We start from the raw sequence: 14,226 nt of genomic DNA on the forward strand, positions 1-14,226 counted from the left end.
CTGACCACCCGGCCCCACGACTCGGCGTCGGGACCGAAGGCCGAGACGTAGGGCGCGGGGTCGCCGGCATCGCCGAAGGGGCGCACGGCCCCGGCCCTCCAGGGGCCCCGGGCCTTGCAGGGCAGCGCCGGCAGGTCCTCCGGGCCGTAGAGCTCGGGCAGGGCCTGCAGGGCGGCCGCGCCCCGGTCGTCGCAGGCGGCCAGGCGGGCGAGCCACGCCTGCACGGCAGCGGGCGCGGTGCGGTCGCTGGGCAGCAGCGGACGCACCGATACAGGGTCGGCCGCGACCCGCCACTGCCCGGCCTCCCGGCGCACGCGCCAGACCTCGACGGTGCGGCCCGGGCTGAGCCCGTCGAACGGGTCGATGGCGGCCGGGTGGGTGACCTCGACGGCAACGTCGCTCACCCCGTTGCCAGCCGGCCGGTGGCCGGTGACGCGGCCACCGGTGATCTCGAGCCGGTCCGCCTGGGCCAGTTCCCACAGGCCGACCGCCGGGTACCTGGCATGCCCGGCGCGGTCGAGCAGGTCATAGGTGGCGAGGGTTTCGCCCCGGGCCGCGGCCCAGAGGAACAGCTGGGCGGCGGCCTCGGCACTGCCGGGGGCCACCGGGCGCCGCGCCTGGGCGCGCTCGGCCACGGTCGCCTCCACCGGGCCGCGCGGGAGGTTCAGGCGCTGGACCGACGGAGTCGGCGCCGGGCGCCCGGGGTCGCGCAGCACGAGGGCGGCCCCGACCCCGACGGCAAGGCCGAGCATGCCGACGCCGAGATTGCGGAGCAGCCGGCTCGGGCGGTGCGGCGGTGGCAACGCGGACTCTCCTCAGCGGTCGGCGACGCCAGAGCATCGGCAGGACTCCGACCCGACTTGAGGAGCATTTCCGATCGAGCTCATCAGATCTTGTTGACCAGCCGGGCCGGGCCAGGATCGGCTGGTCCTGCCGAGTTGACTTGATGGCTGATGCTCGTAGAGTAGTGCTCCCCTGGGGACCCCCATCCCCACCCGAACGAAGCCGGTGGCCCCACGCCCCCACGTGGTGTCACGCCGACCTGTCGTTGCGAGCTGTCGCTGTCAGGCGAACCTGTGCCATGTCGCGCCCTACGGGCGCGGCTTGGCCGTCGCGCCAGGTCGACGGCTGCGAGAAGGGGTTGGATCCACGTGACCGAGACGATCAGCAGGCCGGACGCATGGCCGCATCCTCTGCCGGATCAGGCCGACCTCCCGAGCTCGCGCGCCCGGTTCGCCGACCCCAGGCGGCTCGATCCCTCCGCCGGTCCCCGCCCTGTGCCCGGCCCGCCCACGGCCCGACCGGCCACCCCGCCCCGAGCGCCGGCTCGGCGGCCGGCCGCGCCCGCGCCGCCGGGCCAGGGGAGTCCCGGCCGCCCGCGGGGCGGCGGCTCCGGCTACCCCGCCGGGCCCGGCCCCGCCCCCGGGGCGCGTCCCGGACCCGACCCCAGGCCCGCCTGGTCAGGGCCTCGTCGCGGACCGGCTGATCCCAGGCTTCCGGCGCCCCGAACGGGTGCAGGCGGCGCGGGGCAGGCTCGCCCCGCCAGCGGGGCGCCCGCTCCGGCCGGCCGCCGTCCCGTCCCGGGCGCGGCCAGGCCCGCCGGCAGGGCGGCGCCTGGCCCGGTGCCGCTCCCGTCGGCACCGGGCGGTGGGCGGCACGAGCAGGTCCAGGAGCGCCGAGGCCGGCAGGGCGCGGCCAGGGCGGGCGCGGCTGCGCCGGCCCCGCGCGGGCGCCACGAGCGGGCCGGGGAGCACGAGGGCTGGCAGATGACGACCGCGCGCAAGGCCGCCGCCGAGGACGAGCGGCTGCTCGCGGCGCTGCAGCCGCTCCTGTCACTGCCCTCCCTGTACCCGCGGCTGGTGTTCCTGGCCCTGGGCTTCGCCGCAATCACCTCGCTGGCCGCCGCCTACTCCGAGATGCTCCCGCTGCCTGCGGGCACCCGGTACGTGCTCATCCCGGCGGTCGCCTGCATCCTGCTGATCGGCTTCCGCCATCGCACCTGGGGGCGCCGGGCGTTGGTCGGCTGGCTGGCCGGGATCATCGCCACCGGCATCTACGACATGCTGCGGCTCGGCCTCGTGCTCGTCGGCATGTGGGACGACCCCATCCCCCGCATCGGCCAGCTGCTGTTCCTCGACCCCAACGCCAACTGGCTCTGGGGCTACGTCTGGCGCTTCCTCGGCAACGGGGGCGGCATGGGGCTTGCGTTCGCCATGCTGCCGTGGCGCGGCGTCCGCTTCGGCATCGCCTACGGGACCCTCATCTGCCTCGGCCTGTTCGGCGTCCTGGCGACATGGCCTGTGGCCCAGGTCCACTTCTTCCCGCTGACGCCGGTGGTCGGGGTCGGGGCCATGGCCGGGCACTGGGTCTACGGCGCGGTGCTTGGCGCGCTCACCGCCCGCTGGCTCCCCCCCGCCCGTCCCCTGGCCACCGGGACCAGAGCGGCCCCGGGGCGGGCGGACCGGTCCGCTCGCCCCGGGTCGGCCCGACCCGGTCCCGCCTACCCCAACGGACGGACCGGCATCCCCAGGGCAGCCACCGCCCCCGCGCGCCCGGCCCGCCGCCTCGCCGACCCGCCGGGAGCTCCGGGAGCCCCAGGACGCTCGGCAGCCCCAGGAGCCCCAGGACGCTCGGGAGCCCCAGGAGCCCAGTGGGTGCCGGCGTGGCAGGGCCGGCCGGGCCCGGGCGCGCCGGTCGGCGGGCGCCAGCGCCCCCCGACCCCGGCACGCAGGGCCGAAGGCGTCCGGACGAGCCCGCCAAGGCCAGCCCGCCCGCTGTAGAACCGCAGGGGTGGCACGTCCGCCGTAAAACGCAGGGGTGGCTTCGAACGGCTCCTTGCCCTGCTGGGCGGGAGCGGGGTGGCACGCCCGCTGTAGGCACGCCCCGTGCGGCGGCGCTCCGTGGGCCAGCCGGCTATCACCCACCAAGGCGCTCCCACGCCTGGCCGACCCGCGCCCGACCGCAGCGTGCCGTGGCCTTGTTCGACGGTTCCGCTGGTGCGGCACGATACTGTGAGCATGAGCACTGTGAAGCATGAGCGCAGAGCGGCCAGCATCGGCGTGGGCGAGGGGCTTTGGCCGGGCGCCCGGCTGATGGGTCACGCCCACGGCCCCAGCGCCGCGGGAGCCGGCCAAAGCCGCCTGTTGGCCGTCTTCCTCCTGAGCCTGGCCATCCTGGTCGCCGAGGCCGTCGCCGGCTTCGTCACCGGCAGCCTGGCCCTGCTCGCCGATGCCGGGCACATGCTCACCGACGTGGCCGGGATCGGCTTGGCCCTGCTCGCGATCTGGTTCGCCGGCCGGCCCCCGACCGCCGCCCGCACCTTCGGCTACTACCGCCTGGAGATCCTGGCCGCCGTGGTCAACTCGGTGCTGCTGTTCGGCGTGGGCCTGGCCGTGCTCGTCGAGGCCGCGCGGCGCCTGGCCCACCCTCCCGAGATCGCCAGCGGCCCGATGCTGGTCGTGGCCGCCGTCGGGCTCGCCGGCAACGCCGCCTCGCTGTGGCTGTTGCGCGGCGGCCAGGCCGGGAGCCTGAACCTGCGCGGCGCCTACCTGGAGGTCTTCGCCGACCTACTGGGGTCTGCCGCGGTGGTGATCGCCGCCGTGGTCGTCGCGACCACCGGCTTCCGGGCCGCCGACACGATCGCCTCGGCCCTGATCGGCCTGCTCATCCTGCCGCGCACCTGGAGCCTGCTCCGCGACGCGGTCGACGTGCTGCTCGAGGCCACCCCGAAGGACGTGGACCTGGACGAGGTGCGCAGGCACATCGTGACCACGCCCGGCGTGGCCGACGTCCACGACCTGCACGCCTGGACGATCACGAGCGGCATGAACGTGCTCTCGGCCCATGTCGTGCTCGAGGAGGAAGCCGCCGGCCCGGCCGTGCTCGCCCGCCTCTGCGACTGCCTGGCCGGGCACTTCGACATCGGGCACTCGACCTTCCAGCTCGAGCTGCCCGAGCACCGCGGCCACGAGCGCGCGACCCACCGTTGACGTCCTCTTCACCGCGTCCACGGTACAAACCGGCCATCTGGAACTGCCTGGCCGGCGGCCTAGCTTCCGGTCCCGGCCGAGACGGTCAGGGCCGAGCGGATCCCCGCGCCCTGCATGCCCGGCTTGCAGGCCACCTGGTAGTTGCCGGCTGCCAGCTCGACGGTGAGGTCGCGGCTGGTGCCCGGGCCGACGTCCTCGACCTCGCCGATGATCCGGTCGCCCTCGCCGTAGACGTACACCTCGGTGACCTGGCTGCCGGTGTTGGTCACCGCGAACCGGTGCGCCCCGGCGGGCAGGCTCGCCGTGGCCACCTCGCAGGTCTTGTCCCCGGCCTTCACCTGGACCGTCGAGCCCTTGGGGTGGTTCTCGGACGAGCCGCCACACGCGGCGAGGGCGAGCAGGCTTGCGAGCAGGACGGCCACGCCGCGGGCGGCGGGCCGGCGCGACAGGCGTGACAGGGGGGAGAAGGGCACGGGAGGCTCCTGGGGTCGGGTGGCGGAACGGGGCGGGAAGGAGGGAGTCGGTCGTCCTGTCAACCTCGCGCACCTCCGGGCCTGGGGGTGGCCTCCGCCCGCACCGGCACGGCCTCGGGCTGCCCCACGGCAGCAGCCGGGGCCGGTGCCGGCTGGGACGGGCGCAGGAACAGGTAGAGCACCGGCACGAGGTAGGCGGTCCAGGTCGCCAGCTCGAGCCAGGTCATGGCCGGGCTGAAGTTGAAGACGCCCTTGAGCAGGGTGCCGTACCAGCTCGAGGCGGGGACCTGCGCCCTGACGTCGAAGGCGAGGTTGTGCAGGCCGGGCAGGATGGCGGCCTCCTGCAGGTCGTGGACGCCGTAGGCGAGCACGCCGGCGGCCACGACCACGAGCCCGACGCCGGTCCAGGTGAAGAACCGGGACAGGTTGAGGGTGACCGCCCGCCGGTAGAGCAGGTAGCCGAGGAGCACGGCGGTCCCGAGGCCGAGGGCGGCCCCGAGGATCGGACCGGCCGTGCTGCCGCCGGTGGAGGAGATCGCGCTCCACAGGAACAGGGCCGTCTCCAGGCCCTCCCGGCCCACAGCGAGGAACGCGGTGAGGACGAGCGCCCCGGTGCCCATGGCGAGGGCGGCGTCGAGCTTGCCGTGCAGCTCGGCCTTGAGGAAGCGGGCGGCGCGCCGCATCCAGAAGACCATCCAGGTCACGAAGCCGACCGCGACGATCGACAGCGTCCCGCCGAAAGCCTCCTGGGCCTCGAACGACATGGATGCAGCGGTGAACGTGAGGGCGGCGCCGAACGCCAGGCTCATCGCGACCGCGGCGCCCACGCCGCCCCAGATCGGGGTCAGCCGGTCCCGGTTGCCGGTTTTGACCAGGTAGGCGACGAGGATGCCGACGACGAGGGCTGCTTCCAGCCCTTCTCGCAGGCCGATCAGGTAGTTCGGCAGGAAGTTCTGGAACACGCGATCGCTCCAGCTCGGGGCCCCGGTGGGGCGCGTTGACTTAGGCGAACCTAACTTAGGCTTGCCTAAGCTATCTTTCCCTTGAGGCTGCGGCAAGCGCCGCCCCCGGGATGCGGGTCACCGCCGCTGCGGCAGGCGCCGCGCCCGGGATGCGGGTCACCGCCGCTGCAGCAGGCGCCGCCCCCGGGATGGGGATCATCGCCGTAGTGGCAAGCGCCGCGGCAAGTGCCCGTCCCGGGATGGGGTCACCGCCGCTGCGGCGGCCGCTGCGGCGGCCGCCTGGCCGCCCCGGGATGCGGCCTGCCCGAACCGGCCCGACGGCGGGGCGGTTCGGGCAGGCCGCGCAGGGCCACGAAGACGATGCCCGCGCCTAGGCCGAGCACGACGGTGACCACGGCCCGGGTGGCGGTCGGCCCGAGCGCCGACGGGAGCTGGGACCGGCCCAGCGTCGGAAGGTCGAGCACGCCCCCGGCCAGCAGCAGGAACACGCCCGCGAGGAGCAGGTAGGGACGAGCGGCCTCGTCCCTACCACGCAGCAGCCGCACGACGGCCAGCGCTCCGACCACCCAGGCGGCGGCCGACACGCTCATCCCATAGGTCTTGACCGCGCTGGACGCTGTCGAGGCGATCCACGACCCGGCCGTGTGGAGGACGTCGGCGACGACCGCGGCGCTGGTCGCGGCGACCAGCGCCTCCCGCCAGCGCCGGGTGTGGCTGGCCAGGATCACCCCGGCGCAGAGCAGGACAGCGCCAAGCACCCAGGGCCACGGGGACGGCCCGGGGACCCAGGTGATGGTGCCGCTGATGATGAAGGTCCGCGACCCCTGCCTAACCGGGATCTGCCAGTTCGGCACGACCACGTGCCTGCGCCCGGGGGCCTGGCGGACCTCGGGCGGGGTCTCGAGCCCCTCCCGGTGGCTGCGGTGGTCGTGCCAGACCGCCGTCGGGCCCGGGCCGATCCGCCGCCACTCGGGCGTGGCGGACGGGCTCAGGTCGGGTGGGATCTGACTCGCCTTCGGCGGGGTGGAGAACCGGTTCTGGTAGGTGGTCGGCGAGCGCTCGTTCCGGTACACCCCGGCCGGTCCGATGCGCAGGTAGGGCTCGGAGTTGTAGCCGAGGACGACCACCTCCTGGCCGGTGCGGTTGGTCAGCTCGATCTTGTCGCCCGCCTCGAGGATGCGGACGTCGAGGGCGGGGAGAGCCGGGGTGATCGCGGTGACCGTGGTGAGGTAGTTGGTCGGCCGCAGGCCGACCCCGACCCCGTGGGCGGCGGCCGGACCGGCGAGCACGGCCAGCAGGACCGCGGCGAGCGGGAGGGCCAGCCCGAGCCGGGCGAGGGAGCGCCGGCCGATGGTCCGGTGGCGGGTGCTCACCGCCGCCTCCGGCGCTTGGCGTCCCCCGGTCGCTTCCCCCCCGCCGGCCTCGGTCTCGGCTTGGGCTTGGCGGCGGCGTCCTTGCCGGGGGAGGGCCGGCGCGCGGCCGCTTCGGCGGACCGGTGCGCGGCCTGCTCGGCCGGCCGGCGCCGCGCGGCCAGCCACCGCTTGACCTCGGTCCGGCCGACGATCAGGAATGCGGCGGCCCCGATCAGGATCCCGAGGGCCACGACGGGCAGGATGGTCCTGACCCGGCTGGCGAGGCTGTGGCCGGCCGGGGTGGCCGAGCCGGGCGGGATCGCGACGATGAAGTAGCCCGGGCCGGGGACCCGGGCGCTGACCTGGTGGACGCCTGGCGCGTCGGTGCTCTGCAGCCGGGTCCAGGCCGCCTTGCCGTCCGCCGAGTACAGCAGCAGGTGTCCGGAGGGGCTGGCCACGGGGGTCGCCAGCAGCGGGTAGACCACGCCGGCGTTGACCTCGCCGACGAGTTTGTCCACGGGACGGCGCGACGGCTCGTACCGGGCGGTGAACCGGTAGGCGTTGCCCGCGGCCAGCAGCCCGCTCGGGACCGGCGCCACCCTGGCCGGGTCGAGCGGCACGACGTCGAACGCCACTTCGGACTGGCCCGGGCTGGGTGCGAAGGCACCCTCGCCGAAGACCATGTTGAACTGCCCGTCCTGGGTCGAGAAGGCGCCCACGTCGGACCCCTTGGGGCCGAGGGCGAGCGTGAAGTGCATCGGGGTCGGCTTCTTGTTGGTCGCGGCGAGCGCCGGCGGCGGCTTCACCCAGCGGTAGGAGGTGGGCGGGGTCAGGCCGTCCAGCAGCGGCCGCCTGGCCAGCGGGCTGAGCGACCCGCTGGCCGCCGCGCCGGCCATGTACAGCAGCGCGAGGCCCAGCCCGGCGAGCACCGCCCGGCGGACCCGGGTCCCGGACACGCTCGCCGTGCTCATCGGCGTACCTTCATCCCGCGCTCGGCTCCCGATGCGCCCGCCGTGCTCATCGGGCGATCGGCAGGGCGTTGAGGGGGGCGGTAGCGAACTGGGGCGGCCAGACCACCTCGCGGCGGTTCACCCCCGCCCACTGCCAGATGACGCTGCTGGCGTTCAGGTTGGCGCTCGCGTCGATCGTGCCCGGCGCTCCGAAGTCGAGCCCGCTGCCGTTGGGCAGGGCGCCCCGCGGCAGCTTGGCGGCGCGGGCGGCGGCGGCCACGTCCGCCGGCTTGGTCGACCTGGCGTTCGGGAGCACGTGGTGGAACAGGGCCCAGGCGCCCGCGAAGCCGGCCAGCGCCGGGGCGGTCATCGACTCCCCGTACTGGGCCCGGTAGGCGGCGTCCGCCTCGGTGAGCAGCGCGCGGGCGTCCCCGGCCAGGCCCCTGGGGTTGATCCCGTGGGTGTCGGGCTTGTCGGAGGCGAACAGCCCCACCGCCTCCCGTCCCAGCTCCGCGCCGAACTGGGGCATGCAGTAGCTCGACGAGGTGCCGATGCTGGCCAGCAGGGGGACGTGCTGGCGCACGGTCTCGCGGCGCAGCGCGACCCCGTCCTCGAGGTAGGCGACCACGAACAGCACGTCCGGCCTGGTCGCGGCGATGCGCCGGACGGCTGCCTTGGGGTCGTAGCGGTTGGGGTCGTAGGCGAACTTGCCGACCACCCGGAGCCCGCGCCGGCGCAGCTCGTCCAGGGCGCCCTCGGCCACCGCCTCGCCGTAGACGTCGTCGACCGAGACCACCGCCCAGCGCAGCGAGCCCGGCGTGCGGGCGAGCTTCGGGCCGAGCTGCTCGGCCACGAACGAGATCGCCGAGCGTCCCAGCACCCCACCGGTGGGCGCCATCCGGAACACCAGGCCATTGGCATCGGCGTCCACGCCGGCCAGCTTGCCGACCGCGCCGGTCTCCCAGAACAGCCGGCCGCGGCCGACCGCGGCGCTGGCGGCCGGGCTCGAGATGGTGCTGCCGTAGCTGCCCAGCAGCAGCTCGACCCCCCGGTCGGCGAGCTGGGCCACGGCGCCGGGGGCGGCCTCGGCGACCGGCACGTCCACCTGGTCGAGCCGGATCGGCCGGCCGCGGACGCCGCCGTGCTTGTTGGCCAGCTCGGCGGCGACCTTCACGCCGCGGAACTCCTCGATCCCGCCCACCGACTGCGCGCCCGACAGCGGGTAGATCGCGCCGATCGTCACCGGGTCGTCGCCGCTGGTGCACGATGCCGCGAGCAGTGCGACCACCACCAGCAGGGCAGCGACAGCGCCGGAGCGCCCAAGACCCCCAGGGCGGGCCATGCCAGCTTGCCTGAAGCGCGCCAGAGCGCCGGTTGGGTACCGGCGCGGTCGTGCACCAAGGACCGCCAGGAAGCCTGCTGTCCCCACCCGAACGGCCCCCCGCCCCGGCTGGCGTCGTGGTCGTGTACCTGGGACCGCCAGGAACCCGGGAACCCGCGCGCCATGGCTACTCGACCGGGGCTCTGCGCCCCGGTCACGGATCGACTTCACCGCAAGATCACCGCCAGGAGATTGGCCGCGGCGTGGGTGGCCGCGGGAACGGTCCACCGGCCCGACGCCCAGCGCTGCCACGACAACAGCAGGCCCGCGCCGAGGTCGACCGGGAGCGCGGCCATACCATAGAGCGGGACGTGCAGGAGCGCGAACGCCAGGGAGGAGCCGGCGATGGCCGCCACCGGGCCGAGGCGCTCCAGGAGCCCGTACAGGGCTCCGCGGAACAGCGCCTCCTCGGCCACGGCGGCCAAGGTCACAAGGAGGAAGGCGGCGGGGTCGGCCCGCAGGGCGAAGGCTGGCCCGCCGGCCAGGCTGGCGGCCGCGACCGCGGCGAACCCGGCGGCGAGCACGGCCGGCCAGGGAAGCGGCGCTGGCCGCCCGGCCGTCTCGTGGGAGGCCGGCCCCTGGGACCGGGCGGCCGCCACCCCGAGGGCGAGGTAGCCGGCGGCGAGCATGGCCGCGGCGCCCGGGAGCGCCCACAGGCCGGGACGCAGTAGCAGCCAGGCGCAGCCGGCGCCGACCACGACGAGCCGGAGGCCGACCCCTGGGCCGGGGGCCCGAGCGACCCCTGGGCCGGGAGCCAGAGCGACCCCTAGGCCTGGGGCCCGAGCGACTCCAGGGCCGGGGGTGGGAGCGACTCCAGGGCCGGGGGCCCGAGCGGCGACCGGGCCGGCCTGGCTGGGGTAGGCAGAGGTCATTCGACCAGGAATGCCGACTGGGCGAAGACCCGGGGGTCGAACGGCAGGTGGTCGGCGGCCACGAACTCCACCCGGATCACGTGCTGGCCCGGGGTCAGGGCGGGCAGCTTGCCGTCCAGCGTGTAGTTCATGGCCGCGAGCTGCCCGTCGACCAGGACGTGGACGTGGCCTTGGTCGGGCCGCACCTTGGTCGTGGTCACGCTGACGATCTTGGCCTTGTCGAGCTCGACCTTGAGCCGCACGTCGCCCTTTGGCACGGTCTGGCCATTGCGCGGGGTGACGATGACAACCTTGGCCGGGCTGCTCAGGCGCTCCCCCAGGGTCGTGGAGGTGGCCGTGGCGGCCGGTGGCGCCTGGTCCGCCTTGCTGCAGGCGGCCAGGCTGGCGGCCAGGAGCAGCGCGGCGCTCAGGACCCGGGCGACGCTCAGGACCCGGGCGACAGACAGGACCCGGGCGACAGACAAGACCAGCGCGACGGGCAGGACCCGCCTGGTCGGTCGGGATGGCATGGACGTCCTCACTGCTGGATCACCTGCTCGAAGCGTGCGGTCGCCGCGACCCCGTCCCGGGCGGTCGCGCCGATGTCGAAGGTCCACCGCCCGGGGCCGAGCCTGCCCTGGGCCGCGAAGTGCCCGGGGCCGAGCCGGAGGAGCCTGAGGACCGGCGCGGGACCCGAGGCCGGTGTGGCCGTGACCCTGACGCTCGCCTGCGGCTGCTCGTTGCCCTTGGCGTCGAAGAACGTGGCGTGCACCTGGTTGGTTCCCGGCTTCCCGGGGTCGATGTAGGTCTGGATGGTACGGCCCCCTGCAATCGTGATCGTGTAGACGGTCGGCTGCCCGGGGATCTGCGACACCCGCACCTGCTGGGTGGTCGCGGTGGCCACGTCGGGCTGGCGGGTCTGGAGCTCGAGCGGGACGGTCACGGCGGTACCGCCGCCCTGGACGAGCGTGGTGATGCTCCAGCGGCCGTCGATCGAGAGCGGGACACCTTGGCCGGTCCAGACCCCGTCGCGCTCCTTGGTCAGCTCGAGGGTTGACCCACCGAGGTCGGGGCGGGACGGCAGCCTGAAGCGGAGCTCCACCCGCCGGGCCGGGAAGGGCGCCTTGGTGTCGTAGTCGACCACCCGGGCCCGGAAGGTGTTGGGGCCGGCGGTGCCCGGCGCGACGACCAGGTCGACCAGCACGCTGGTGGCGTAGTCGTTGCCGCTGACCTGCACGTTCGCGGGGGTGGCAGGCTTGGCCGCGGTCGCCACCGACTTGGCCGGCGGCAACCCGGCGAGCAGGCCGGTGGTGAGCAGCACCAGCGCGGCCAGCACGACCTCGGCCCGCACGTTGCGCCGCAGGGTGCCGAGCTTGTCGGCCCCGCCCACCAGCGCGGGCACGACGCGCCGGCGGTTGAGCGCCCCGAGCGCCACCAGCCCCAGGAACAGCAGGACCTTGATGTCGAGCGTGCGCCCGAAGCTGGTGCTGAGCAGCCGGCCCCAGCTCCTCGTCTCGCTCAGGGCCCGGGCCAGGCCGGTCGTCGCCACCGCGGCCAGCGCCAGCCCGGCCATGCTGGAGAAGCGCCTGACCGCCGCCGCCTGCCCGGCCTGGTCCTGGCTGCGGACGCCGGCGAGCAGCCAGACCAGGCCACCGACCCACACCCCGACCGCGACGACGTGGACCGACTGCAAGAGCAGGTTCAGCCAGCGGAACGGGGACTCCCCGTTGGCGTGGCCGGTGGTCACGTGCACCACCATCGTGCCGGCGGCGGCGGCGCCGGCCAAGGCGAGCCGCCCGGCCGAGCTCGGCCGGGCGGCGAGCAGGGCCACCGCGGCGACCGTCACCCCCAGGGCGGCGGCCTGGCGGAGCAGCCCGTGGCCGGTGCCGGAGGCGAACAGCTCCCCGAGCGACGCGTCGACGTCGGCGCGCGTGGCCAGCGTCATGGCGGCCAGGCCGGCCACGGCCAGGCCCAGGCCCGCGCCGAGCAGCGGCCGGGGCCGGTCGGGCAGGCGGCGTCCGAACACGACCAGGCCGGTTGCTGCCCCACCGACGAGCAGGACCAGCCCGCAGTAGAAGGCCCAGCGGCCGGCCACGCCGAGCGGGTTGGGCGGGGCCGTTGCCCGGACCGCGCCTGTCCGGGGAGCAGCGGCGGCACCGGGCTGGACGCCGACGCCGAACGCGAACGCCCCGGCCGCGACGTGCCCGTCGGTCCTGGAGAGGGTGCGCCAGCTCACCGTGTAGGTGCCCTTGGGCAGCCCGGAGGCCAGCGGCACCTGGAGCCGGGACGGCTGGCCGGGCACGGGAACGGCGTTGCCGGCCGCCACCGACCGGCCGGCGGTGTCGAGCACCTGGACGCGTGACAGGCGCGGGTCGAGCGGCTCAGTGAAGGTGACGACGACGGCCTGCGGCGCCCGGTCGAGCGACGCCCCGCTCGCCGGCTCGGAGCTGCGCAACAGCGCGTGCGCACCCGCCGCCGGGCCGGTGGCGAGCAGCCACAGGCCGCCGAGCAGGCCGGCGAGCAGGGCGACGAGAACTGGGCGCCGCAACGGGTCAGGCCCTCCCGGCCGGGGTCTGGAGCGCTCCTGGTGGGCCGGTGCGGTCCTCGGGCTCGGCCGTGGCCCTGCCCGACCGCCTGGCCAGGGCGACGCCGCCGACGACCAGGCCGAGCAGGCCGACCACGATCCCGACGACGGCCAGGGTCCGCGCCGACCTGGCGTCGTCGCGCGCCTGCTGCTCGGCGGCCCGGCTGGCCGCGACGGCGCTGTTCAGGCGGGGCACCTCGCGGTCGAGGCGCTGGGCAAGCTGCACGGTGGTGGGGTCCTTGACCGGGAACTTGACCGTGGCGGGGTCGGTCACCTCGTCGAAGCCGGTCTTGGAGGAGGTGAAGCTCTGGTCCACCTTCTGGCCCTTGTAGGTACCGGTGATGTGAAAGGTGTACTTGCCCGGGGTGGTCGGGATGAAGAAGGCGCGGTAGTCACCCGGGGTGCCGAACTCGCCCACCTCGAAGAACGGCTCGAAGGTCATGTCCATCTTCTGGCCGGGCGTGCTCTCCGCGGTGACCTCGACCTTCATGGCGTCGCCGAGGTCGACGACCGGCTTGCCGGCGCCGTCGGAGAGGATGAGCTGCACGCTGTTCTTCTCGCCGGCGTAGGCCGGCTCGTCGCCCCACCCGACGACGAGGCTGAGCTTGCCCGCCTTGCGGCCCTCGTGGGCCACGGCCGGGACGGCCGAGAGCGATGCCAGCAGCGCGCCCAGGCCGAGCACGACCGCGACCCTGACCATGCGTGTTCTCACGGGGATCTCCTGTCTGTCCAGGCATACGGTGGGACCCATCCGGACGGTTCATGGACGCCGGATGGCGGGGCTGGAGCCCGCAACGCCGGGTGGGCCGGCGCAGGCGCCGGCCGTGACGCGTGGGGCAGCTCCGCTAGGAGACCTGCGGGAGCGGGGGCGCTCGGATGTGGCCGTACGCGCCGGGGCGGCGCGAGGCGCGGGCCGGCGGGGCCGGCAACGGGCCGAGGTCGAGCTGCCGGCCGGGTGCTGCCGGCCGGCGGAGGGCACGGCCGACGGCCTCGGCCGCCCGGCCGAGGAGGTGGAGGACGGCCGCGACCCCGAGGGCGACCAGGACTTGGACGAGGATGCCGTCGAGCAGCACCCCGTGGTGTTCGAGGAGACTGAGCGGCGTCCCGGCCGCGAGCCGCTCGACCGCCTCCTGGACCAGGAAGATGCCGGTCTGCAGGAGCGCGAGGCGGCGCGCCATGGACCCGAGCCCGCCGGGACCGAGACCGGCCGGCGGCTGGCCTGTTCGGCCCAGCCCGGCCAGCAGATGCCCGGCGGCGGTGCCGGCCAGGGAGAAGAGACCGAGCACGATCGCGGCGGCCACCGCGACCGACCAGTAGCCGTGGCCGGTCTCGGCCAGGACCGTCATCCGGGCCTGGGTGTCGGGCACAGCGACGAGGTAGAGCAGGGTATGGCCGAACGCGGCCCCCGCCACCGCGGCGGCCGCGAGCGGAAGGCGCCGTCCTGTCCCCTGAACGCGCATTTGGCTCAGCATACGACTGGAGAGCCGGAACGCCCAGCTGTGATGCCTGCGACCAGAGCGTCATCCGGGCCTGGTCGCCATGGCCGGTCTCGGCCAGGCCAGGGGCTCTCCTCTCTAGAGGTCTGCCCGGTCGCAGAAGTCTGCCCGGTCGACGCCGCACCGGGATGGACGTCACCGCGGCCTGGATGCCATGGGAGCCTGGAGCCGACCGGGCAACCCTCGGC

The 14,226-nt window shown here is 75.2% G+C and carries 13 protein-coding genes; 2 read left to right on the forward strand and 11 right to left on the reverse strand.

All coding sequences use genetic code 11. The features are described from left to right. The coding region (locus VG276_01450) for a hypothetical protein (protein ID HEV8648074.1) at window positions 1-803 on the reverse strand (803 nt) is incomplete at its 3' end. 819 nt (window positions 804-1,622) lie between these two features. On the opposite strand from VG276_01450, the gene VG276_01455 reads away from it, so the two are divergent. Beyond that, window positions 1,623-2,780, forward strand: coding sequence for a hypothetical protein (locus VG276_01455; protein HEV8648075.1), 1,158 nt, complete (start codon window positions 1,623-1,625; stop codon window positions 2,778-2,780). Between the two features lie 312 nt (window positions 2,781-3,092). Further along, a complete protein-coding gene (locus tag VG276_01460; protein ID HEV8648076.1) occupies window positions 3,093-3,989 on the forward strand; it encodes a cation diffusion facilitator family transporter in 897 nt (298 codons plus the stop codon). 59 nt (window positions 3,990-4,048) lie between these two features. Here the strand turns inward: VG276_01460 and VG276_01465 are convergent, their stop codons facing one another. The 10 genes from VG276_01465 to VG276_01510 all read right to left on the reverse strand — a co-directional run bounded on the left by VG276_01465 (window position 4,049) and on the right by VG276_01510 (window position 14,002). Further along, on the reverse strand, window positions 4,049-4,462 hold the full coding sequence (locus VG276_01465) for a cupredoxin domain-containing protein (GenBank protein ID HEV8648077.1): 414 nt from the start codon (window positions 4,460-4,462) through the stop codon (window positions 4,049-4,051). Window positions 4,463-4,521: 59 nt separating this feature from the next. After that, window positions 4,522-5,424: an iron uptake transporter permease EfeU gene (efeU, locus tag VG276_01470; GenBank protein ID HEV8648078.1), complete on the reverse strand. Its 903-nt coding sequence runs from the start codon at window positions 5,422-5,424 to the stop codon at window positions 4,522-4,524. 245 nt (window positions 5,425-5,669) lie between these two features. Continuing rightward, window positions 5,670-6,797, reverse strand: coding sequence for a hypothetical protein (locus VG276_01475; GenBank protein ID HEV8648079.1), 1,128 nt, complete (start codon window positions 6,795-6,797; stop codon window positions 5,670-5,672). Further along, on the reverse strand, window positions 6,794-7,747 hold the full coding sequence (locus VG276_01480) for a hypothetical protein (protein HEV8648080.1): 954 nt from the start codon (window positions 7,745-7,747) through the stop codon (window positions 6,794-6,796). The genes VG276_01475 and VG276_01480 overlap by 4 nt, the downstream gene beginning before the upstream one ends. Before the next feature lie 46 nt (window positions 7,748-7,793). Continuing rightward, a complete protein-coding gene (locus VG276_01485) occupies window positions 7,794-9,068 on the reverse strand; it encodes an ABC transporter substrate-binding protein (GenBank protein HEV8648081.1) in 1,275 nt (424 codons plus the stop codon). 206 nt (window positions 9,069-9,274) lie between these two features. After that, a complete protein-coding gene (locus VG276_01490; GenBank protein HEV8648082.1) occupies window positions 9,275-9,805 on the reverse strand; it encodes a CPBP family intramembrane glutamic endopeptidase in 531 nt (176 codons plus the stop codon). 170 nt (window positions 9,806-9,975) lie between these two features. Then, entirely contained in the window at window positions 9,976-10,488 is a 513-nt protein-coding gene (locus VG276_01495) for a DUF6130 family protein (GenBank protein HEV8648083.1), read from the reverse strand. 8 nt (window positions 10,489-10,496) lie between these two features. Continuing rightward, window positions 10,497-12,506 (reverse strand): copper resistance protein CopC, encoded by a 2,010-nt coding sequence (locus VG276_01500; protein HEV8648084.1) that lies wholly within the window; start codon window positions 12,504-12,506, stop codon window positions 10,497-10,499. 4 nt (window positions 12,507-12,510) lie between these two features. Then, window positions 12,511-13,254, reverse strand: a complete 744-nt coding sequence (locus tag VG276_01505; GenBank protein HEV8648085.1) for a hypothetical protein — start codon at window positions 13,252-13,254, stop codon at window positions 12,511-12,513. 133 nt (window positions 13,255-13,387) lie between these two features. Then, window positions 13,388-14,002: a hypothetical protein gene (locus VG276_01510; GenBank protein HEV8648086.1), complete on the reverse strand. Its 615-nt coding sequence runs from the start codon at window positions 14,000-14,002 to the stop codon at window positions 13,388-13,390. Between the last annotated feature and the right edge of the window lie 224 nt (window positions 14,003-14,226).

Source organism: Actinomycetes bacterium, assembly GCA_036000965.1.
Taxonomy (GTDB): domain Bacteria; phylum Actinomycetota; class CALGFH01; order CALGFH01; family CALGFH01; genus DASYUT01.

Excerpts from the sequence above, each read along its gene's own strand:
- VG276_01480 (HEV8648080.1), bottom strand. The coding sequence starts at position 7,747 with ATGAGCACGGCGAGCGTGTCCGGGACCCGGGTCCGCCGGGCGGTGCTC.
- VG276_01485 (HEV8648081.1), bottom strand. The coding sequence starts at position 9,068 with ATGGCCCGCCCTGGGGGTCTTGGGCGCTCCGGCGCTGTCGCTGCCCTG.
- VG276_01495 (HEV8648083.1), bottom strand. The coding sequence starts at position 10,488 with ATGCCATCCCGACCGACCAGGCGGGTCCTGCCCGTCGCGCTGGTCTTG.
- VG276_01510 (HEV8648086.1), bottom strand. The coding sequence starts at position 14,002 with ATGCGCGTTCAGGGGACAGGACGGCGCCTTCCGCTCGCGGCCGCCGCG.
- VG276_01460 (HEV8648076.1), top strand. The coding sequence starts at position 3,093 with ATGGGTCACGCCCACGGCCCCAGCGCCGCGGGAGCCGGCCAAAGCCGC.